The following is a 19,124-nucleotide window of genomic DNA, read 5'->3' as shown; positions in this document are numbered from 1 at the left end:
AAACTTTTTGGGGCATGGCATCCGGGCGCATGAGAGAGAAAAGGAGAGAAGCTGGACTGTGGGTCCACGACCAGCGGAGAGAGGCTGCGCCCAAGGGCCCATGACACAGAGCCCCCCTGCCCCATATCCTAGGCCCGCTGAGCCGCCGCCGGGCCGATGGTGCCGCCGTGGATGAAGGTGGAGGGGGTGTTGATGCAGCGGGTGTCGGGCCGGCCGTGGCTCACGTTGGAGGCCCACTGCGCCACACGGCGGAGCATTGGGCGGGTATCCCACGCGATGCATGAGACAGGCGGATGACAGTGCACAAAGGCGGTCTCGTAGTCGGTGCAGACGAGGGAGACATCTGCAGGCACGCGGATACCACGACCTGCCAGAAACTGCAATGCGGCGACAAAGTAGGTCATTTCATCCACGATGAGCGCGGAGGGCGGCGTCACCCGGAAGAGCGCCTCCAGCAGCCGCTGAAAGCCCTCTGGCGTCTCCTCCCAGTCCGGCAGGTAGTAGTCGCTGGGCGGGATGCCGTGGGCATACATGGCTTCAAGAAAGCCGCGCTCCGAGCGCCCGGGCTCGGGCACGCGGCGCAGGCGGCGGCAGAGCAGCACGATGCGGCGGTGCCCCAGGCGGAGGAGGGTCTCTGTGGCCTCGGCGTAGGAGCTGGCCTTGTCCGGCCCCACGGAGGCGATGGGCACCCCGTGGCGGTGCCCGAAGAGCGCCAGAGCGGACAGCGGCTGGGTGGAAAACCACTCCAATATATTGCGCGAGCCCGACCCGATGATCCAGGCATCCGCCGGGGTGCGGCGCACCAGGGAGGCCACGCGTTTTTCATCAAAGCCCAGGTCCGTCATGGAGCGCTGGGTGTACTCCAGGGTGTGCCCGGCCTCGGTCAGGGCGTTGTGCACCTCGATGACGAGAGGGTATTTGGGATCATGCTTCGGGCTCTCATTGGTCAGAAACATGATGCGCAGCCGGGTGCCGGTGGCGCGCACGCTTTCATGGATGAGGCGGGTGCGCCCGGCGCCGCGACTGACCAGCACTCCGGCGGCCTCCAGCTGCTGCAGCGCGGCCTCCACGGTCTTGTTGTTCACGCCCAGCTCGTTGGCCAGCCGGTGCTTTCCCGGCAGGCTGTGGGTCCAGCGCCCGCGGTGGATCTCTGCCTGCAGATGCGCGGCCACCTGATCGGCGATGCTGAGGAATCCAAAGTTCTTCATTTCAAGCAACAAACTTGGCCGTTTTTAGGCCAGGTGTAAACCCTGCATGAACCTGTTCCTTCTGCAAGGGGGCATGAAAATTGCGCGTGCTTTGCATGAACCTGCAGCAAATCCCCCAATCGCCCTTCCTGCGTGTGGCCACTGGCCAGCTCTATAATGAGCCTGCCCAGCCGCAGGCAGCAGTGATGCCCTCAACCGCCTCGTGTGGCTGCTGGGCAGGGCAGGCGCTGCCGTAGCAGCCCCCTATTTGCCCCCATACCAGCCCAGACAGATGATCGTCCCCTTTCCACCCGTTTTTTCCGAGGCTCCCTCCGCACGCTCAGCCGCGCCATCGCAGTCTATGAGGACCGAGTCGGTGCCTGGGCGCTGTCTCCAGGCTGAACCCTGCGCTGCGGTGGAGGCCCCTGCCCTGACTGAACTGAGGTCCAAGGCCGAGCTGGGCGACTCCGCCGCGCAACTGGCCCTGGCCGTATGCCACCGCGATGGCCGGGGTGTGGAGCGCTGCGGCACCGAGGCGCTGCGCTGGGCCAAAAAAGCCGCCGAGCAGGGCCTGGCGGAGGCGCTGGACTTCATCGGCTCCCTTTACTTCAGCGGCACGCTGGTGGAGCACAATCCCGCGCTGGCGGTGGGCTACTTTGTGGCGGCCTCTGACCAGTGCGCGCAGGCGGCGTGGAATCTGGGCCAGTGCTGGTTTGCCGCCCTGGGCGTGCCGCAGGACATCCCACGGGCGCTGGAGACGTGGGAAAAGGCTGCCGCCATGGGCCATGGCCGCGCCGCCTCCGCCGCAGCCATGGCCTGGCTCTCGGGAGAGGGTGTCTCTCCGGAGCTGGCACGCGCCCGCAGCCTGGCACAGCGTGCCGTGGATCTGGGAGACCCTGCAGGCCACATCGTGCTGGGAGAACTGTGCTTTCAGGAGGGAGAGCTGGACCAGGCGCGTGCGCTGTGGGCACGCGTGGCGCAGATGCACCCCGTGCGCACCAGCAGCAATCCCGAGCTGCCCTCGGGCGAGATGTCTGCCCAGCAAGGCGCGGACCTGCTGCGGCTGCTGGAGGTGAGGCTGGCACGCCCCCGGCCGGGAAGTCAGGCGCTGCTCACAGTGCCGCACGTGCACCAGGGCTGGAACAACTGCGGTGCCACCAGCTGCGCCATCCTGGCCCGGTCACAGGGACACACTGTGGGCGCATGGCAGTTTAAAAAGCTATGCCCCTCGCCAATGGGCACCGGCACCGACTGGGACGAACTCATGAAGGCTGCAGCCAAAATAGGTCTGCGCTGGAAGCTTTCCACCTTCTCGCCTGACGAAGCGGGGTTTGCCCAGGCGGCGGCTTTTGTGCGTAGCGAGGTGGATTCCGGCAGAGCCGTGGTGGTGGACTTTAAGTACACTGGCTCACGCTACCCCAGTGGCGTGGCGGGCCATACGCTGCTCATCGTGGGCTATCTGGCCGCAGAAGACCTCTATATCCTGTGCAATCCCGCCATCGCCACCCCGGGGCTGCAGCTCATCTCTGCGGCCGATCTTGCACACTACTGGTGTTCAGATCACTACAGCCACAAAGCTATGGGCGTGCTCGCGCGGCCGGTGATCTCTCTAGCATGAGCGCATGGATGTGAGAGCCATGCTGAGCCCGTGGTGAAGGCTCTAGGTGTGGCAGAAATCGCCACACTTTTCCCCATGCAGTGCGTGCCCTGCGCGTGCAGAGTCAGCCATGAGCTTTCCCCCCGGCTCTCCCCTTTCCCGCTGGCTGCCGCTGCTGCTGGGCTGTCTGGCGCTGTGCCTGTGCTCGTGCCGCACCGCCAAGAGTGTGGTGGCCGCTGTGGAGGTGAAGCCCTCGGGCTTTCTGACGCACGCCAAGGAGATGAAGGAGGACAAGCGCTCCCCCTTCCTGCTGAACTGGTGGACGACCAGCAAGGCCCAGCAGGCTGCTGCTGACAAGTGCCGCAAGATCTACATCGCCCCCGTGGTGCATGAAAACGTGCGGCCGGACAAAACCGTGGTGGCCGCCGTGGAGCACGATGCCGGCTGGCGCAGACGCCACCTGCCCGCCCTGGCAAAGTACATGCGCAGCCAGTTTGAAGACGCCTTTCGCAAGGCCAAGGACCCGCGCTACACCGTGGTGGACTCCCCTGCCCCCGACGCGCTGACACTGGAGCTGTCCCTCCTGGAATGGGGGCCGAATACCTACACCGGACTGATCACGCGCCAGGCGGTGGACTTTTTCACCCTCAACTTTGGCGGCGAGGTGGCGCTGAGAAACACCCGTGGCTACACCGCCATCGAGGGGCGTGTGGTGGAGCCGCGGTCGCGCCAGCCGGTGTTTGAGTTTGCCGACAAGGAGTACGCGCAGGTGGTGGTGCTCATCTCCATCCAGGACTTTCGACGCTCCGGTCAGGCCCGCTTTGCCACCCAGCAGTGGGCCAGGGAGCTGGAGCAACTGCTGCGAGCCAAGCCGGGCGAAAAAGTGGCCCACAGCCTGCCCGTGGTGTTGTTCAATTATTAGCCGCCTTCTGTCAGGGGCAGTCTAGGCTTTCTCGCTCTTGCTCTCCTCCAGCATGCGGATGCTTTTCTCCACTAGGGGCAGCCAGAGACTCACGCGGGTGCCGAGGCCTTCGCGGCTTTCCACATCGATCTCGCCACCGTGCTCGCGCACGATGCGGCGGACGATGAGGAGGCCCAGACCGGTGCCGGTACTGCGGGTGGTGGAGAAGGGCTGGAAGAGCTTGCCCATCTGCTCGGCATTGATCCCCTTCCCCGTGTCGTCAAAGCTCAGGCGCACCTCGTAGTCGGTGAAGGTGCCGCTGATGGTCAGGGTGCCGCCTTTGGGCATAGCCTGGCAGGCATTGCGGATGAGGTTGTACACCGCCTGCTTCATCTGCCCGGCGTCGAGCAGCAGCGGGGGCAGGTCGGCACGGAGTTCGAGCTTGAGCTTCACCTTGGCGGCCTCGATCTCCGGCTGCAGGAAGCGCACGCACTCGTCCAGCAGCTCGCGCAGCTGCACGCGCTGGAGCTGGGGCTTGGTGGGGCGGATGGCGGCCAGGAACTGGCCGATGATGAAGTCCAGCCGCTTGATCTCGCCGGTGGCCACGTCCAGGTGCTCCTGCAGGCTGGCCCCCTTGGCCCCCATCTTCTTGAGGCGGCGCTCCAGCAACTGCAGGTGAATGGTGAGGGAGTTGAGCGGGTTTCCAAGCTCATGGGCCACCCCGGCGGCCATCAGGGTGAAGGCATTGAGGCGCTCGCTTTCCAGCTGCTCCTCGGTGCGCTTGCGGGTCTCGGTGACGTCGCGGATGAGCATGACAAAGCCCTGCGGGGCGTCGTCGTCGATGCTGGTGATGTAGAAATTGAGGTAGCGGTTTTCCGGGTAGAAGACCTCGAGGTCGCGGCTGACCACGGTGCCGGGAATGAGCAGCTCGTTCCAGTCCAGCCCGCGCACGCCCTGGGCCAGGCGCTGTCCCAGCACCTGATCACGCTCCATGCCAAAGAAGGTGCAGGCGGCGCGGTTCACGTAGGTGACCTTGGCCTCGGCATCCAGCAGGATGACGCCCTCCTGCAGGGCCTCGAAGACCTTCTCCTGAAACTTCTTTTCCCGCGCCAGCTCCAGCACGATGCCCTGCACCTCGCCGGGCTCCAGGCGGTCCATGCGTTTGATAAGCTTGTCGATGAACGCAGATCTCATAGGTTGGCGGGAATGAACGACCTCCTCATTGTCCTTTGCACCTTCCCGGATCTCGGGAAAGCCCGCGAGACTGGCACGGCGCTGGTGGAAGCGCAACTCGCCGCCTGCGTGAATCTCATCCCCGCCGTGGAATCCATCTACCGCTGGGAGGGCAAGGTGGAGACCGCAGCCGAGGTGCTGGCGGTATTTAAGACGACGAGCGGGGCGTGGGAACGCTTTGAATCACGCCTGAAGGAGCTGCACCCGTATGAGGTGCCGGAGATCGTGGCGCTGAGGCCGGAGGAGGTGAACCCAGCGTATGCGCGCTGGGTGGGGGAGAGTGTTGTATAAGATGCTACACGTGAATTGTTAGTCGTCCGTACTCGGGCGACTTGGTTACACGAAAACTCTGACGAAGCCCCTGTTTCATATACTCGCAGATTGGTTGCTCACCGGATTCGACAGCCCGGCACAGATCATAATGTGAGCCGCTTCGGAGCGGCTCATAAACTACAGTGTTTGCCCCAGGTGCTAGGATGGGAGTCTGCAAAACTCCCGCGCCACCACCTCGATAGTAAAAGGTGTTCTCATTGACTGGGAGTTCGAGAGAATCAGCAATGCCTTGCAGCCGCTTCTTGAATTCATCTGGGCTGCAGAAGTTTTTGTTTTGGAAGAGTCTGACCACCGCAGCTCTTGCTGCTTCGGTCTCAATATCTTCATAATGATTGACCATTATGGCTTCCCACGCCGCAGGAAGAAGCTCGTCTTCTGCAGCTTTACGAATGTAGTTAGCCAATTCTGATCGTGACATGCCTCCAGCCAGAACACTCGATTCTTCGCAAAGAAAAACCAATCAAGCTCCCAGCACCTCACTCAGCGCACGCTGAATCCGCGCCAGAGCCTTTTCCTTGCCGATGAGGTGCGCGATGGTCGTCACACCTGGGCCGCGGGACTGCCCGCTGAGGGCGAAGCGGAGGAGGGGCATCATCGCGCCCGGCTTCACGTTCAGCGCCTTCGCAGCTGCTTCGACGGCATCGTGGACGCTTTGCTCAGTCCATTCAGCAGCCTGTGCGAGGTGCTCGCTGGCAGCTTTGAGGAGGCCCGGGTTTTCGGGCTTGGCTTTGAGCTTGGTCACCACATCCGCCTCGAAAGGGTAGTCCTCGCGGAAGAAGTAATGTACCCATTCAGGAAACTCGGTGAGGAGGCTCACCTTTTCGCGCACGCTGTGCACGGCGGCGGCGGCCATGGCGTCATCGGACCATGACAGGCCTGCGTCGGTGAGGAAGCGGCGGGCGCTTGCCAGCAAAGCATCGGGGCTGAGCTCGCGGAGGTACTGCGCGTTGAACCACTGGGCCTTTTTGAGGTCAAACTTGGCGTTGCTGCTGTGGATGGAGCTGGCGTCAAAGAGCGCGGTGAGCTGCTCGCGGCTGAGCTTTTCGCTCTCGGCCTTGGGGGTCCAGCCGAGCATGCAGAGGTAGTTGAACACGGCGTCGGGCAGAAAGCCGGCGTTCATGTAGCTGTGCTCAATGGCGCTGCCGGCATCGCGCTTGCTCATCTTGGTGCCGTCCGGGTTCAGGATCAGCGGGATGTGGGCGTAGGTGGGCGGGGTGGCACCGAAGGCGTTGAAGAGGTCGATGTGCTTCCAGGTGTTGGAGAGGTGGTCTTCGCCGCGCAGGACGTGCGTCATGCGCATTTCGATGTCGTCCACCACGTTCACAAAGTGGAAGATGTAGCTGCCGTCCGGGCGGCGGATGGTCATGTCCGGCTCCTCGGTGGGGGCAAAGGTCACGTCTCCGCACACCAGATCGTGCACGGTGATGGCGGTGCGGCTAAATTTGAAACGCTGCGCGCCATCGGGCTCGGCATAGACGCGGCCTGCGTCTTCCAGCTTCTTGAAGTAGGCGTCGTAGATGTGCTTGCGCTGGCTCTGGAAGTAGGGGCCGCAGTCGCCGCCAGCCTCGGGGCCTTCGTCCCAGTCCAGGCCCAGCCAGCGCAGGCCTTTGATGATGCCAGCGGCGGCTTCGGCGGTGTTGCGTGCGCCGTCGGTGTCTTCCACGCGGAGGATGAAGGTGCCGCCTTCCTTGCGGGCCATGAGCCAGTTGAAGAGGGCCGTGCGGGCACCTCCGACGTGGAGGTCACCGGTGGGGGAAGGAGCAAAGCGGACGCGAATGGACATGGGTGGAAGGTGGTAGTGCGGGCAATCCTGCCCGCTCGTAAGGGGCGGAGACAATAGCCGGGATTCGCCAATTCAAATTTCAAATCTCAAATTTCCAAATGCGGTGCTGTTGTTTATGCTCGGAGCCATGAAGAAGATCTCCCGCATCCTGCTCATCCTCGTCGGCCTGGGACTGCTGCTCGCGGTGGCGGCACCCCTGGGGGGTGTGTGGTGGCTGCGCCAGTATGTGAGCAGAGAGCGGCTCGTGCAGATCACGGAAAAGGCGATCAATGCCCGTGCGGACCTGCAGGATGTGACGCTTTCCGTCTTCACCTGGCCGCCTAGCCTGCGCCTTTCGGGCATCAAGCTGGCGCAGCGCGACCCGCACGCAGGCACCCCACTGGCCTCCCGCCCGCCACTGGAAAACGCCGACGTGAAGATCGAGATGGCCTACCTGGAGTTGGAGCCGAATGCTCTTTGGCGCAGGCAGTTTGAGCCAAGGGTGCTGCGCTTTATCGGTGTGTATGTGGATGAGCGCATCAGCCCGCAGGAGGGCAGCTCCCTGCAGCGGCTCTTTCTTCCCTCCCCAGAAAAGCTGGCGCAGATGCCGCCCCCGCAGGTGCCACCGCAGGAGGAGGTGCCTCGGGCCATCCCCGTGCAGCCTGCGCCGCCTGCCGACCCTGCACCACCCAAGGGCAAGGCGCAGCGTGTGGGCCTGCAGGAGATCAGCATCGAGCAGGCTCACTTTCGCATCTCCAATAGCGGTGCGGAGTCGCAGTTCAATGCGGACGTGAGCGACTTCAGCCTCTCCTTTACGGACATCGACATCGATCCAAACGACCTCATGGCGCACAACCGCCTGCACCTTCGGCTGGCAGCCAAGGCGGTGGTGGATGGCGTGACCAAGATCGGCGGGCAGGTGCGGCAGGTGCGCTTTGCTGACATGACGCTGCATGGCGAGGGCGATGTGAATCCGGTGGACCCTGCCACCATGCTATGGTCGCCTGCGGCGGATCTGAATCTCACGATCGACCGTGGTTCCACCATCGGCGGAAACCTGACGATCGGTGAGACCGCCGGTCAGCACCTGGACAAGCTCATGAAGTATGGCATCGATATCAGCGCGGTGCGCATCGGCGGCACGCTGGCGCAGGATGTGCATGCGCATGTGCTCTATCGTGAGCAGATCATGCGTTTTCTGGACGACACGCAGTTTGTCCTGCCAGATTACGAATACACCATCAAGCGCGAGTCATGGATGGACTTTGCCAAAGACCAGCAGGGGCTGCTGACGCGTCTTTCGTGCGGAGATGCGCTCAAGCACAGTCTCATGCAGGGCATCGCCAGCCGCGGGCTCGGCAGCGCTGTATCCCAGTTTGTGGTGGGGCTGCTGTCAGACAGCCGTGGGCGCCTGAGCTTTGATCTCACCGTCACCGGTTCCCTTTCTCACCCGCAGGTGACGCCGGATATTGTGAAGAAGCTTAACAACATCATCGGTGACGATCTTGAAAACAAGGCCAAGGGACTCATCAATACCTTTAAAGGGCTGTTCAAGTAGCGGGTGAAATAGCAGGAGAATTTGTCTCTTGAGCGCTTGGCAAGGCGGGGGCTGCCGCGTAGCATCCGCGCACTATGAGCAACAAATCCTATGGATGCCTGATCGTGCTGCTGCTGCTCGGGCTCATCGTCAGCCTGGGGCTGAATGTGGGCCTTTTTATGAGCAAGCTGGACTTTGACGTGAACGCGGACACGGGCCTGGTGACGACTGCAGCCAAGCCCAAGCGCAAGCTGCACGAAGTCACCGTGGAGTCCTCCAAGAAAACCACGCAGGACAAGATCGTGCACATCGACCTGGAGGGGGTGATTTCCTCCATGAGCATGAGCGGCCTCTTTGCCGAGGCGATGCCGAGCGTGGAGAGCATCAAGAATGCTTTGGAGCAGGCCGTGGGGGACAAGAACGTGAAGGCCATCGTGCTGCGCATCAACTCTCCCGGCGGTGAGGTCACGGCCTCGGACATTCTTTACAATGCGGTGAAGAAGGCGTCCAAGGAGAAGCCGGTGGTGGTGTATATGGACGCCATGGCGGCCTCCGGCGGCTACTACGTGTCCTGCGGTGCGAGCAAGATCGTGGCCAGCGAGACGACGCTGACCGCCAGCATCGGCGTTATCATTGAGACAATGAATTATAGCGAGCTCTTTGGCAAAGTGGGCCTGTCCATGAACGCCTTTACCAGCGGTGCCTTCAAAGACTCCCTGAGCGGCGCACGCCCCATGCGCGAGGATGAAAAAGCCTATGTGCAGCATCTGGTCATGTCGATGTATGACCGCTTCCTCGGCATCGTGTCTGAGGCACGCGGCGTGCCCAAGGATCAGCTCAAGAGCACCGTGGCCGACGGCCGTGTGGTGACGGGGCGCGAGGCTCTGGCCGCCAAGCTGGTGGACCAGATTGGTTACGTGGAGGACGCCTACGCGCTGGCACGCACGCTGGGCAAGACCACCGATGCCACCGTGGTGAAGTACCGCCATGAAGTGAGCTTTTTTGAGGCCTTCAGCATGGCCTCCGCCAAAGCTGGCGCGCAGCCCGCCAAGGTGCAGCTGGATGTGAGCAGCAGCCTCATGCCCAAGCTGCTGCCAGGTGTGCCCTACTACCTGCCACCCAGCTTTGCCCACTGATCATGCTGGACGTTTACTCATACGGAGTCCTGCACGATCTGGCTGTCTATGTCAGTGTGGCCACGGCTGTGGCGTTGTTTGGTTACCGCATGCTGCGGCAGATGCGCCCGGAGGTGTCGTGGAATCATGAGGGCTCGGTGCTTTCCCGCCCCTATGGTGCGCCAGATCTGCTGGTGCTGGCAGGCATCGGGCTGGTCTTTATCCTCTCCATGCAGCCACAGAAAGCGGAGGGGGCAGCAGCGGCCGCGGCAGTCAGCGACAGCACTCTGATCGTGGGCATGATCTTCAACCTCATCGTCTGTGCCGGGCTGCTGCTTTACCTTTTCCAACTACGCGGGCTGAATCCTGCGGAGCTCTTTGGCCTGCAGCAGGTGCATTGGCGCTCCATCATGTTCACGGTGGGCGTTTTTTCCCTGATCATCCTGCTGACCATCAATCTGGCCTCCGCAGCCACACAGACGTGGCTGCAGGGTTTCTGGCCGGACCTGGAGCCGCAGGAAACGGTGAAGGCGTTTCAGGAGTCAGACGGCATCGGTTTCAAGCTGCTGGTGGTGCTGATGGCAGTGGTGATCGCACCGCTGGCGGAAGAGACGATGTTTCGTGGTTTTGTGTATGGCGTGCTGAAACGCTACACCGACGCGCCCTTTGCCGCGCTAGCTTCCTCGCTGATGTTTGCCATCATCCACCTGCATGTGGGCAGCCTGCTGCCGCTGTGGATGCTGGCCGTACTCTTCTGCCTGGCGTATGAAATCACCGGCTGCCTGCTGGCCCCGATGATCCTGCATGCCATCTTCAATGGCGTGAGCATCCTGGCGATGATGTTTGTGGACAAGTGAGGTGAAACAGAGCGGCCTAAGCCGCGCCCGCTCAGAAGCAAGCTGGGGATGTGGCTGGGGCAGTGGTGAAGGTTTATGGATGTTTAATTGTATGCCTAGGGCATTTATTGGGATGACTGGTGCCGCAAGTCATGTTCGCCCCAATATATTTCTCATGTTTTCGGCACAGGAACGGCTCGTGAATTGAGCTTGGCACCCCCGGATTTCTCCCTTTACTCCGCCCTCCCCAAATCCTTCTTTTTTCTCCCAAGACACATTCCCACTCACGCTCATGCCCATCGCCCGCGCTCTGCTTTCTGTTTCTGATAAAACCGGCCTGCTTGACTTTGCCAAAGGACTGGCGGCGCTGGGAGTGGAACTGCTCTCCACCGGCGGCACCTCGAAGCATCTGAAGGACGGCGGCCTGACGGTAACGGATGTGTCCGACCACACCGGCTTTCCGGAGATGTTTGACGGCCGCGTGAAGACCCTGCACCCCAAGGTGCACGGCGGCCTGCTGCAGCGCCGCGACAATGACGAGGACAAGAAGAACGCCCAGAAGCACAACATCCCCTGCATCGACCTCGTGGTGGTGAACCTCTACCCCTTTGAGCAGACGATCGCCAAGAAGGACGTGACGCTGGAGGAGGCCATCGAAAACATCGACATCGGCGGCCCGTCCATGCTGCGCAGTGCGGCCAAGAACCACCGCTGGGTCACGGTGATCACCGATCCTGCCGACTACGCCGTAGTGCTGGAAGAGATGAAGGAGCATGCCGGCGACACCACGCTGGCCACCCGCGAACGCCTTGCCTGCAAGGTCTTTCAGCGCACCGGAGCGTATGATTCCGCCATCGCCGCGTATCTCAACAAAGAGCAGACCACGCAGAAGACCTTCAACCTCAGCCTGCCGCTCTACGCCGAGCTGCGCTACGGGGACAATCCGCACCAGAAGACCTCCCTCTATGGCAACTTTGGCGACTACTTCGTCAAGTTGCACGGCAAGGACCTCAGCTACACCAATGTGCTGGACATTCATGCAGCGGCGGAGATCGCGCTGGAATTCCGCCGCCCCACGGTGGCCATCCTCAAGCACACCAACCCCTGCGGCGTGGGCTGCGCGGACGAGGATCTGCGCGAGGCCTGGCAGAAGGCCTTTGAAACCGACAAGCAGGCCCCCTTTGGCGGCGTGATCGTGGTGAACCGCAGCATGACCATCGGCCTGGCCCGCATCATTTCCGAGATCTTCACGGACGTGATCATCGCCCCGGACTTTGACGCAGACGCCCGCGCGCTGCTGCAGAAGAAAAAGAACCTGCGCCTGATCCAGATGCTGCCCGGCGTGGCCGAGGCGCTGAGCGAACCCATCATCCGCTCCGCCCCCGGCGGCGTGATGGTGATGGACAGCGACCCCCGTGCGCTGGGCCTGGACGACCTGGAGTCCAAGGTGAAGACCATCCGCCCGCCGACACGCGACGAACTGGAGGCCATGCGCTTCGGCTGGCGTGTGGTGAAGCACGTGAAGTCCAACGCCATCGTCTTTGCCACCCATGACCGCACGCTGGCCATCGGTGCCGGTCAGATGAGCCGTGTGGACTCCTGCCGCATCGCGGTGTGGAAGGCCAAAGAAGCCGGACTTTCTCTCAAGGGCAGCGTGGTGGCTTCAGATGCCATGTTCCCCTTCCCGGACGGCCTCATCGCCGCCGCCGAAGCCGGTGCCACCGCCGCCATCCAGCCCGGCGGCTCGGTGAAGGACGAGGAAGTCATCAAGGCCGCCAACGAGCACAAGCTGGCGATGTGCTTCACCGGCGTTCGCCACTTCCTGCACTAGGAAAGCTGGGCCAGAGAGCCTGGCCCAGCGTTACCTTTTCCGCGCCAGTTCCCTGCCAAACTTGAACGCACGGGCCGCGGCATCTGCGGCCTCCTTGTCCCCCGTGCTGGCGCTGTAATAGAGCAGTGCCAGCACCACCTCGCCGTAGTTGACGCTTTTCTCGTGGCCTAGAAAGGTTTCTCCGCCGGGGCGAACGCGGGTGTTTTCAGCGGTGCTCACCTCGCCACTGGGCAGGATGCGCTCCAGCTCCCATTTCATGCCACGAGCTACCACTTCATCGATGCGGAGATCGGGGAGGTGCATTGCCAGCACTTGGAGTTTGAGCAAGTTCACTGCCTGGTAGCTGGTGTCGCCGCCACCGCGCTCGTCAAATGCGCCGTCCTCCCTCTGCATCTTCAGCCCGGCGGCGATAAAACGTTTTGAGACGGGCACGAGTGATTCATCATGCGTGAGCAGGGCGGCGAAGCCGAAGGCCTTGGCGTCAAAGAAGAGGCGGTTGGGAGCTTTGGAGTCACCACGGGCCAGTTCGGCCTCACCTGCCGCCAGCCAGTGGGCCGCGCTTTTGATCTTGGGCAGCAGGGCGTCGATGCGTTCTTTGAAATGATCGGCCAGCGGGCTCTCGCGCACGACGAGCAGCGCCTCGCACAGCTCGCTGAGCCAGAAGGCAGTGCCGGAGAGGTCATCGCCACGGGATTGAGTCCTGCCCTGGAAGGAGCCGCTCTCAAAATTGCCCTCCGGCTTTTGCCGGGCAAACGCCGTATCGATGGCGCGCCAGGCCTCCTCGGCCGCCGACTTGTCTCCCCGCGCCGCGCCGACGGAGAGCATGAGCATGGCTCCGCGTTGCAGAGCGGCATGGATCCAGCCTTCCCGGCGATTGGTCCCCACGAGTCCGCTTTTGTCCGGCCGCCCGCTGCCTGCCAGGGCGTCCATGATCTCCCGCGGCATGCCAGCCAGCATTTGCGCCTGGGTTTTGCCGCCAGCCCGCAGGGGCGGGCTGGCCAGAAGGACAAGCACAAGCGAAAGCGTGAAGAGAAGACGGTGGCGCATGGTGATGGGAGGCGTCTAATGAAAAGGAGGAGCATGGCGGCTGCACGCTGTCTTTTGGCATAGTTTGCGCGAACCGCTCATGTGCAGCGCCCCCGCCGCAGGGCGGACCTGCATCTGGATGGTTTTGTTCCTTGTGCGGAGGCCGCTCCTGTTCATGCCTTGGTGCATGCCGCTGGCCTATTATCTGCACGACCTCAGTCCTTTTGTATTCCACACCCCCATGCGTTGGTACGGGCTTGCCTACGTCACAGGATTTTATCTGACCTACCGGGTGATGCTGCTGCTGGCAAAGCGCGGACTCTCAGAGATCAAGCCGGACGCGGTGGCGGATTTCATCACGCTGGTGGCGCTTTTCGGTGTCGTGGTGGGCGGACGTCTGGGCTACATGCTGCTCTACGACTTTGACCACTTTATTCATGAACCTTGGTCGTTCTTGATGCTGATGCAGGGGGGCATGTCTGCCCACGGCGGCATCGCGGGGGTGGCGCTCTTCTGCCTTTGGTACTCGTGGAAGCATAAGATCTCCTGGGTGGGGATCGGAGACACCTTGGTGTGTGGCGCGCCGCTGGGCATCTTCCTGGGCCGCATTGCCAATTTCATCAATGGTGAGCTCTTTGGCCGGGTGACAAATGTTTCCTGGGCAATGAAGTTTCCAGGCGAATTGACACACCAGGACTTTGTGACCCAAGGCGGTGATCCAAACCTGGCTCACGAAATCTACATGCGTGGCCTGCAGCACAGCCCGGATATCATCGCCTATTTTGAGCAGCATCGCGGTGGTATCGCGGAGTTGGAGGCCGTGCTGCATCCGCGTCATCCCAGCCAGCTCTATGAGGCGCTGGGAGAGGGGCTGCTGCTGAGTGCGGCGCTCACCTTCATCCGCCTGCGTTTCCCGCGCATGCGCCAGGGCATCATCACCGGCCTGTTTTTCATCCTCTACGCCATCGCCCGCATCTCCCTGGAGTGCGTGCGGCAGCCGGACAGCGGCTCTGAGCCCATCCTAGGCCTGACGAAGGGGCAGTTCTTCTCCACCTTCATGGTGGTGGTGGGCGTGCTCTTCATCGTCTATGGCATTTTCTGGGGCAAGACGCCGTCAGGAATTCCTGTGGCGGCAGAGCCAGAGAAGTCCTGAGGCAGCTGCGGGCGGCTCAGGGGTGGAAAAAACTGTGTTTTCGGCATACAATAGCCGGACCCGGCGGCGTTAGGCCTGTTGGGTAGCATACTCACATACTCCCCCCTGCCCCCGCATGGAAACCGCCTTTGACTGGAAACAAACCTTTGAGCAGCTCTCTCCACAGCTGGTGCTGTACGCACGCCAGCTGGTGGACTCTCGTGCCGATGCGGAGGACGTGGTGCAGCAGGCTTTTGTGCGCTGGTGGCGGCGCTTTCCTGACGGGGACTCCAGCCACATCCCGCTGTTGTATGCCGCCGTGCGGACCATCGCGCTGGATCAGCGCCGCAGCGACCAGCGCCGGGTGAACCGGGAGGCGAAATCCGAGATCGCCGTGGCAGGAGAGCACGCGCCCGCCTTTGATCCGCTGCCAGAGCAGAAGGAGGCGGCTGACATCGTGGAAAAGGCGCTGCAAACACTGCCCGAGGAGCAGCGCGAGGTGGTCACTCTCAAGCTCTGGGGCGACCTGACTTTCAACGAGATCGCCGCGATGACCAAGGAGTCGATCAACACCGTCTCCGGCCGCTACCGCTATGCCCTGCAGGCGCTGCACAAAAAGCTCAGCCATCTGCGTGCCGACCTCCTCGGCGCTGTCCCCTCTCACGCCCCGAACATTCTCCCCTTCTCTCAACCAACAGCCGAAGCAATGCCATGAACAACGACATGAACGACTCCGAACTCGAGAGCCTGCTGCGCGGTCTCTCTCCGGCCAAAGCCTCCCCCGCCCTGATGCGCCGCGTGGATGAAGAACTGCAGCTCGACATGAGCTGGCTGGGCTCCACCGCCAAGCGCCCTGCGCGCCGCGCACCGCGCTGGATCAGCTCAGTGAGCTGGGCAGCCATGGGGGCAGCAGCAGCCGTGACCGTCATGAGCTGGCTGCCGCAGCCCGCTCAGAGCACCGCTACGCTGGCCGCCGCACAGCCTTCCCCTGCTGTGATGCCTGTCTCGACCTCCACCACCAGCCTGCGTGAGTGGGAAGAAGATGAAAGCCCGCGCTACAGCCGCAAGCAGTCTGCGGACAAGCACTTCATCGTCGTCTCCCGCGAGATGCAGACCTGGGGAGATCCCCGCTATGGCGCACAGACGACCATGGAAATCTCCAGCAAGAACAAGTTGCTGGTGCCTGTGACCTTCCACTAAGCGGCCCCGCGCCTGCGCAGTTTTCCAGCCTTCAACCACCACTCATCGAGTCATGAAAATGGCATGCATGCTTCTCTTTGCCTGCATCAGCGCCACGTTTCTGAGCGCACAGCAGGTGGACTCCGGCACTCAGGCCGGCGGCACGAACGCATCCGCACCGCCGGGCCGAGGTCCAGAGCCGCAGTCGCACTCTGAGCAGAAGCTGGTGCCCTACATCAGCGTGCTCACCCGTGAGGTGCCCGCCGAGCTGCGTGCGCAAATCTCATTGCAGGAAGGCTTTGGCCTGTTGGTGAGCGAGGTGATCCCTGACTCCCCGGCCAAGGCTGCTGGCATCAAGGTGCATGACGTGCTCGTCAAGTTTGATGACCAGCGGCTGGTCAACATGGAGCAGCTCATGGCGCTGGTGCACAGCCGAAAGAAAGGCGATGTCGTAAGCCTGAGCGTGATCTCCGGCGGCAAGGAGACTCAAATCACTCTCACTCTTGGCGAACACGAACCGCGGCCTGCGGACCATCAGTCGAAGCACGAAGGCTTTTTCCAGCGCCTCTGGCCACGATTCAACAGCCCGCAGCAGCATGGTGGCAGTGAGGACCTGGGGTCCGTCAAGGAACGGCTAGAACGCCTTAAGCAGGAATTGCGTGAGTTCCAGGAACGCATGCAGCAGTGGTCCGAGAATGGTGCTGGCTCTGTGCAGCAGATTCCGAACTTCAAGCCGGGTGCCCATTCGAAGCGCCGCAACGAAACCGGCATCACCGTGCCACCGGGTTCCTCCCAGCGTTTGAGCTTCCAGCAGTCCCATAACTCCACCAGTGTGACCCGGCGCGATGACTCGGGCGAATACATCCTCAAAAACGAGGATGGCAAAAAGATCTTCACCGTGCGTCCGCCCAATGGCCCGGAACAGAGCTGGCCTATCGAAACTGAAGAGCAGCGCGAGGCCATTCCTGAAAAATTCCGCGACAAGCTGAAGCTCATGGACGGCCCTGGCAGCGGCGTCCGCATAGAGGTGCATCCTGTTCCTGAGCAAGGCGCTCCTAAAGGCGGTGCCAGCGCCCCCGCCTTACCCGCCTCCAAAGGCAAGACAACCTCGGCGTAAGCGCAAAGACCCTATAAACGCGGCGACAGCCTTTCAGCCGTCGCCGTGTTCTGAATAAGAGATGGCTAACGTGAAGTCCTCTTACTTCGCAGCCAGTGCTTCCTTGATCGCGCTGGTGACTTCCGGGGCATCTGGCTCCACGCCGGGCTCAAAGCGCTTGAGGATCTTGCCATCCTTGCCCACGAGGAACTTGCCGAAATTCCATTTCACATCGCCTGGGAAGGGAGAGGTGGGGCCGCTGAGCAGCTGGTAAAGCTCACACTTGTTGGGGCCCTTCACGGCCACCTTGTCAAACATCGGGAAGGTCACCTTGTACTTGAGGGAGCAGAACTCCTTGATCTGCTCATTGGTGCCGGGCTCCTGGCCGCCGAAGTCGTTGCACGGAAAGCCGAGAATGGCCAGGCCGTCTTTCTTGAACTCCTGATTGAGTGCTTCGAGCTTCTTGTACTGCGGAGTCTTGCCGCACTTGGAGGCCACATTCACGATCAGCATCACCTTGCCCTGATAGGTTTTCAAAGAGGTGTCTTTGCCATCAATGTCCTTGAGCGGTACATCATAGACAGACTTGGGGGTATCGGCTGCGCTAAGAGACACGGCCAGAAGAAGGGTGGAGGCTAGGGTGAGAAGTTTCATGGGCCGAAACCAACGCCGCTACCGGCATGAGTGTTGCGCCGAACTTGGTTTTCCTACCCTGAGGAATGAAGCTATCAGCATCCGCTTTGGCTCACTGTGCCGGAGGCAGCACCTTCAGGTGCACAAAGCGCCGTCCGGTGGCGCTGGCAGGCAGCGTGGCCTTCACCTGCTGAATGAGGCCGTTGTCAGAGAGAATGGTTTCAGTGACCCCGGCGCTACTCCACTGGGTGGGGTCCAGGGTGTCGTTCCACTCAACGGCGAAGGTGGTGCCGGAGTTCAGCGCATCCAGGCTGCGGGTGTAGGTGTATTCCAATGATCCTGCGCTGTTCACCGTCGTGGTGGTGCTGGCGCTGTTGTTTGAGAAAGTGGGATTCTTGCCAGTGGCAAACTCAATCAGGTTGGGCACGCCATCTTTGTCCGGGTCGGCATTGTCAGCAGCCGTGTTTGCCCCCTGCGTGGTGCCAAAGAAGGTCTGCCGCCAGTTTTGCAGGATCGTGGGGGTGGTAAATGTGGAGGTGCTGGAGAGGTAGGTGTTGCCCGCGCTGTCGATGGCGTAAACCCGGTAGGCATAGGTGGTGCTGGGAGCTAGCCCGCCTGTCGGCAGACTGAAGCTGCCAGCGGAGCCTGGCTGGCCGCCGAAAGCGATCTTGGTCACGCCGGCTGCTCCCAGGGTGGGGGCGCTGTTGACCGAGTTCTGGGAGTAAATCACACCGCGTTCAACAATGTTCTGGCCATCCACATTTCCGATGCCAATCAGCGACACAACGGCACTGGAGAAACTGCTGCTCGTAGAGGGTTTTCCCACTGGGGTGCTGCCGAGAGTGGCTACATTGATAGTGCCGCCAGTCTGAGTTGTAGTGGAGCCTGAGGTGACCAGAGCCAGCCCGGTATTGCCCAAGGTCGTGCCACCTGCCGCAGTCAGGCTGGTGCTGCCCACCAGGGTCAGACCTGAGACGGAAAGGCCAGCAAGATTGAAAACGCCCCCGCTGCTGATAATGAGCGTGCCGGAGGTGGGAAGAGTCCCGATGGAACTGAGCATGCTGGCCGCTGTGTTTGTTGCAGTGTCATTGAGCACGATCGTGCTGGCGCTTGCATTGGTCAGCAGCGAGGTCGTGCCTGTATTGATCGTCACAGGATTGCTGAGAGTCAGAGTGGCAGCCCCCGTCTTTACGAGTCCGTCATTAGGAGTAGAAATATTCAGGGTATTGCTGACATTGTTAACAAGGGAGATGGTGGCCCCTGAGTAAGCAATACTGCTCATGCTGGTGCCGCCACTGAGCGTCAGCGAACCGCTGGTGCTCGATGAGTCGAAGGTAATGCCAGCAGTGGTAGTGGTGTTTGTGACCACAGCGGGGGCAGAGCCAATGAACAGACTAGACGACATGAACGTGCTGCTGGCTGTCGTCAGCAGGTTACTCCCCGCCAGAGTCAGGCCAGTGGTTCCAAACTGTACCGTGGAATTGCTGAGTGTCAGAGTGGCTCCGCTGATGATCAGCCCTCCGCTGGTGGTTGTGTCCGTGGTCGTGGTGGATGAGTCGGATGTTTGCGCCTGCACCCCTGTCAGCAAGAGCAGCCAGGCACACAAGCATCGCAGCAGAATGCTTGTTGAAAATTCGGAGGGTGAGGCTTTGTGCATGCGCTTATTAGACTAGGACAAATCCTAGACATTCATTCAAGAAATGGGCAAGTCTTAATTTAAAAAGAA

At 61.7% G+C, this 19,124-nt stretch carries 18 protein-coding genes; 11 read left to right on the top strand and 7 right to left on the bottom strand.

Going from position 1 to position 19,124, the window contains the following annotated elements:
- Nucleotides 1-128 precede the first annotated feature (128 nt).
- On the bottom strand, nt 129-1,208 hold the full coding sequence (locus HNQ65_RS02055) for a substrate-binding domain-containing protein (RefSeq protein WP_184337807.1): 1,080 nt from the start codon (nt 1,206-1,208) through the stop codon (nt 129-131).
- A gap of 394 nt (nt 1,209-1,602) precedes the next feature.
- Here HNQ65_RS02055 and HNQ65_RS02050 point away from each other — a divergent pair, with 394 nt between their 5' ends.
- Nucleotides 1,603-2,805 (top strand): C39 family peptidase, encoded by a 1,203-nt coding sequence (locus HNQ65_RS02050; RefSeq protein ID WP_184337806.1) that lies wholly within the window; start codon nt 1,603-1,605, stop codon nt 2,803-2,805.
- Nucleotides 2,806-2,914: 109 nt separating this feature from the next.
- Entirely contained in the window at nt 2,915-3,706 is a 792-nt protein-coding gene (locus HNQ65_RS02045) for a DUF3313 family protein (protein ID WP_184337805.1), read from the top strand.
- Nucleotides 3,707-3,727: 21 nt separating this feature from the next.
- Here HNQ65_RS02045 and HNQ65_RS02040 read toward each other — a convergent pair whose 3' ends face one another.
- Nucleotides 3,728-4,879, bottom strand: a complete 1,152-nt coding sequence (locus HNQ65_RS02040) for a two-component system sensor histidine kinase NtrB (protein WP_184337804.1) — start codon at nt 4,877-4,879, stop codon at nt 3,728-3,730.
- A gap of 12 nt (nt 4,880-4,891) precedes the next feature.
- Between HNQ65_RS02040 and cutA the strand changes: the two genes are divergently transcribed.
- Nucleotides 4,892-5,209: a divalent-cation tolerance protein CutA gene (cutA, locus tag HNQ65_RS02035; protein WP_184337803.1), complete on the top strand. Its 318-nt coding sequence runs from the start codon at nt 4,892-4,894 to the stop codon at nt 5,207-5,209.
- Between the two features lie 4 nt (nt 5,210-5,213).
- Here cutA and HNQ65_RS02030 read toward each other — a convergent pair whose 3' ends face one another.
- The gene (locus HNQ65_RS02030; protein ID WP_184337802.1) at nt 5,214-5,669 is read right to left on the bottom strand and encodes a hypothetical protein; all 456 of its coding nucleotides are present in this window, start codon (nt 5,667-5,669) and stop codon (nt 5,214-5,216) included.
- Nucleotides 5,670-5,711: 42 nt separating this feature from the next.
- Entirely contained in the window at nt 5,712-7,034 is a 1,323-nt protein-coding gene (locus tag HNQ65_RS02025) for a glutamate--tRNA ligase (protein WP_184337801.1), read from the bottom strand.
- 127 nt (nt 7,035-7,161) lie between these two features.
- Between HNQ65_RS02025 and HNQ65_RS02020 the strand changes: the two genes are divergently transcribed.
- From HNQ65_RS02020 to purH, 4 genes are all read left to right on the top strand, one after another.
- Entirely contained in the window at nt 7,162-8,571 is a 1,410-nt protein-coding gene (locus HNQ65_RS02020; protein WP_184337800.1) for a hypothetical protein, read from the top strand.
- A gap of 74 nt (nt 8,572-8,645) precedes the next feature.
- A complete protein-coding gene (gene sppA / locus HNQ65_RS02015) occupies nt 8,646-9,686 on the top strand; it encodes a signal peptide peptidase SppA (RefSeq protein ID WP_184337799.1) in 1,041 nt (346 codons plus the stop codon).
- A gap of 2 nt (nt 9,687-9,688) precedes the next feature.
- Nucleotides 9,689-10,522, top strand: coding sequence for a CPBP family intramembrane glutamic endopeptidase (locus tag HNQ65_RS02010; protein ID WP_184337798.1), 834 nt, complete (start codon nt 9,689-9,691; stop codon nt 10,520-10,522).
- A gap of 271 nt (nt 10,523-10,793) precedes the next feature.
- The gene (purH, locus tag HNQ65_RS02005) at nt 10,794-12,332 is read left to right on the top strand and encodes a bifunctional phosphoribosylaminoimidazolecarboxamide formyltransferase/IMP cyclohydrolase (protein ID WP_184337797.1); all 1,539 of its coding nucleotides are present in this window, start codon (nt 10,794-10,796) and stop codon (nt 12,330-12,332) included.
- A gap of 30 nt (nt 12,333-12,362) precedes the next feature.
- On the opposite strand, the gene HNQ65_RS02000 is transcribed toward purH, so the two are convergent.
- Nucleotides 12,363-13,379: a hypothetical protein gene (locus HNQ65_RS02000; RefSeq protein WP_184337796.1), complete on the bottom strand. Its 1,017-nt coding sequence runs from the start codon at nt 13,377-13,379 to the stop codon at nt 12,363-12,365.
- 220 nt (nt 13,380-13,599) lie between these two features.
- Here HNQ65_RS02000 and lgt point away from each other — a divergent pair, with 220 nt between their 5' ends.
- The 4 genes from lgt to HNQ65_RS01980 all read left to right on the top strand — a co-directional run bounded on the left by lgt (nt 13,600) and on the right by HNQ65_RS01980 (nt 16,786).
- A complete protein-coding gene (lgt, locus tag HNQ65_RS01995; protein WP_184337795.1) occupies nt 13,600-14,511 on the top strand; it encodes a prolipoprotein diacylglyceryl transferase in 912 nt (303 codons plus the stop codon).
- A 115-nt stretch (nt 14,512-14,626) separates the two neighbouring features.
- Nucleotides 14,627-15,205 (top strand): RNA polymerase sigma factor, encoded by a 579-nt coding sequence (locus HNQ65_RS01990; RefSeq protein WP_184337794.1) that lies wholly within the window; start codon nt 14,627-14,629, stop codon nt 15,203-15,205.
- A gap of 8 nt (nt 15,206-15,213) precedes the next feature.
- Nucleotides 15,214-15,690 (top strand): hypothetical protein, encoded by a 477-nt coding sequence (locus HNQ65_RS01985; RefSeq protein ID WP_184337793.1) that lies wholly within the window; start codon nt 15,214-15,216, stop codon nt 15,688-15,690.
- Nucleotides 15,691-15,742: 52 nt separating this feature from the next.
- Nucleotides 15,743-16,786, top strand: a complete 1,044-nt coding sequence (locus HNQ65_RS01980; RefSeq protein ID WP_184337792.1) for a S1C family serine protease — start codon at nt 15,743-15,745, stop codon at nt 16,784-16,786.
- An 81-nt stretch (nt 16,787-16,867) separates the two neighbouring features.
- On the opposite strand, the gene HNQ65_RS01975 is transcribed toward HNQ65_RS01980, so the two are convergent.
- Nucleotides 16,868-17,419: a glutathione peroxidase gene (locus HNQ65_RS01975; RefSeq protein ID WP_184337791.1), complete on the bottom strand. Its 552-nt coding sequence runs from the start codon at nt 17,417-17,419 to the stop codon at nt 16,868-16,870.
- 91 nt (nt 17,420-17,510) lie between these two features.
- Entirely contained in the window at nt 17,511-19,055 is a 1,545-nt protein-coding gene (locus HNQ65_RS01970) for a hypothetical protein (protein WP_184337790.1), read from the bottom strand.
- Nucleotides 19,056-19,124: the final 69 nt, after the last annotated feature.

It is taken from the genome of Prosthecobacter vanneervenii (assembly GCF_014203095.1).
In the GTDB taxonomy this organism is placed as follows: Bacteria; Verrucomicrobiota; Verrucomicrobiia; order Verrucomicrobiales; family Verrucomicrobiaceae; genus Prosthecobacter; species Prosthecobacter vanneervenii.
The sequence above is the reverse complement of the archived record's forward strand: the minus strand, read 5'-3'. Positions and strand labels throughout refer to the sequence as shown.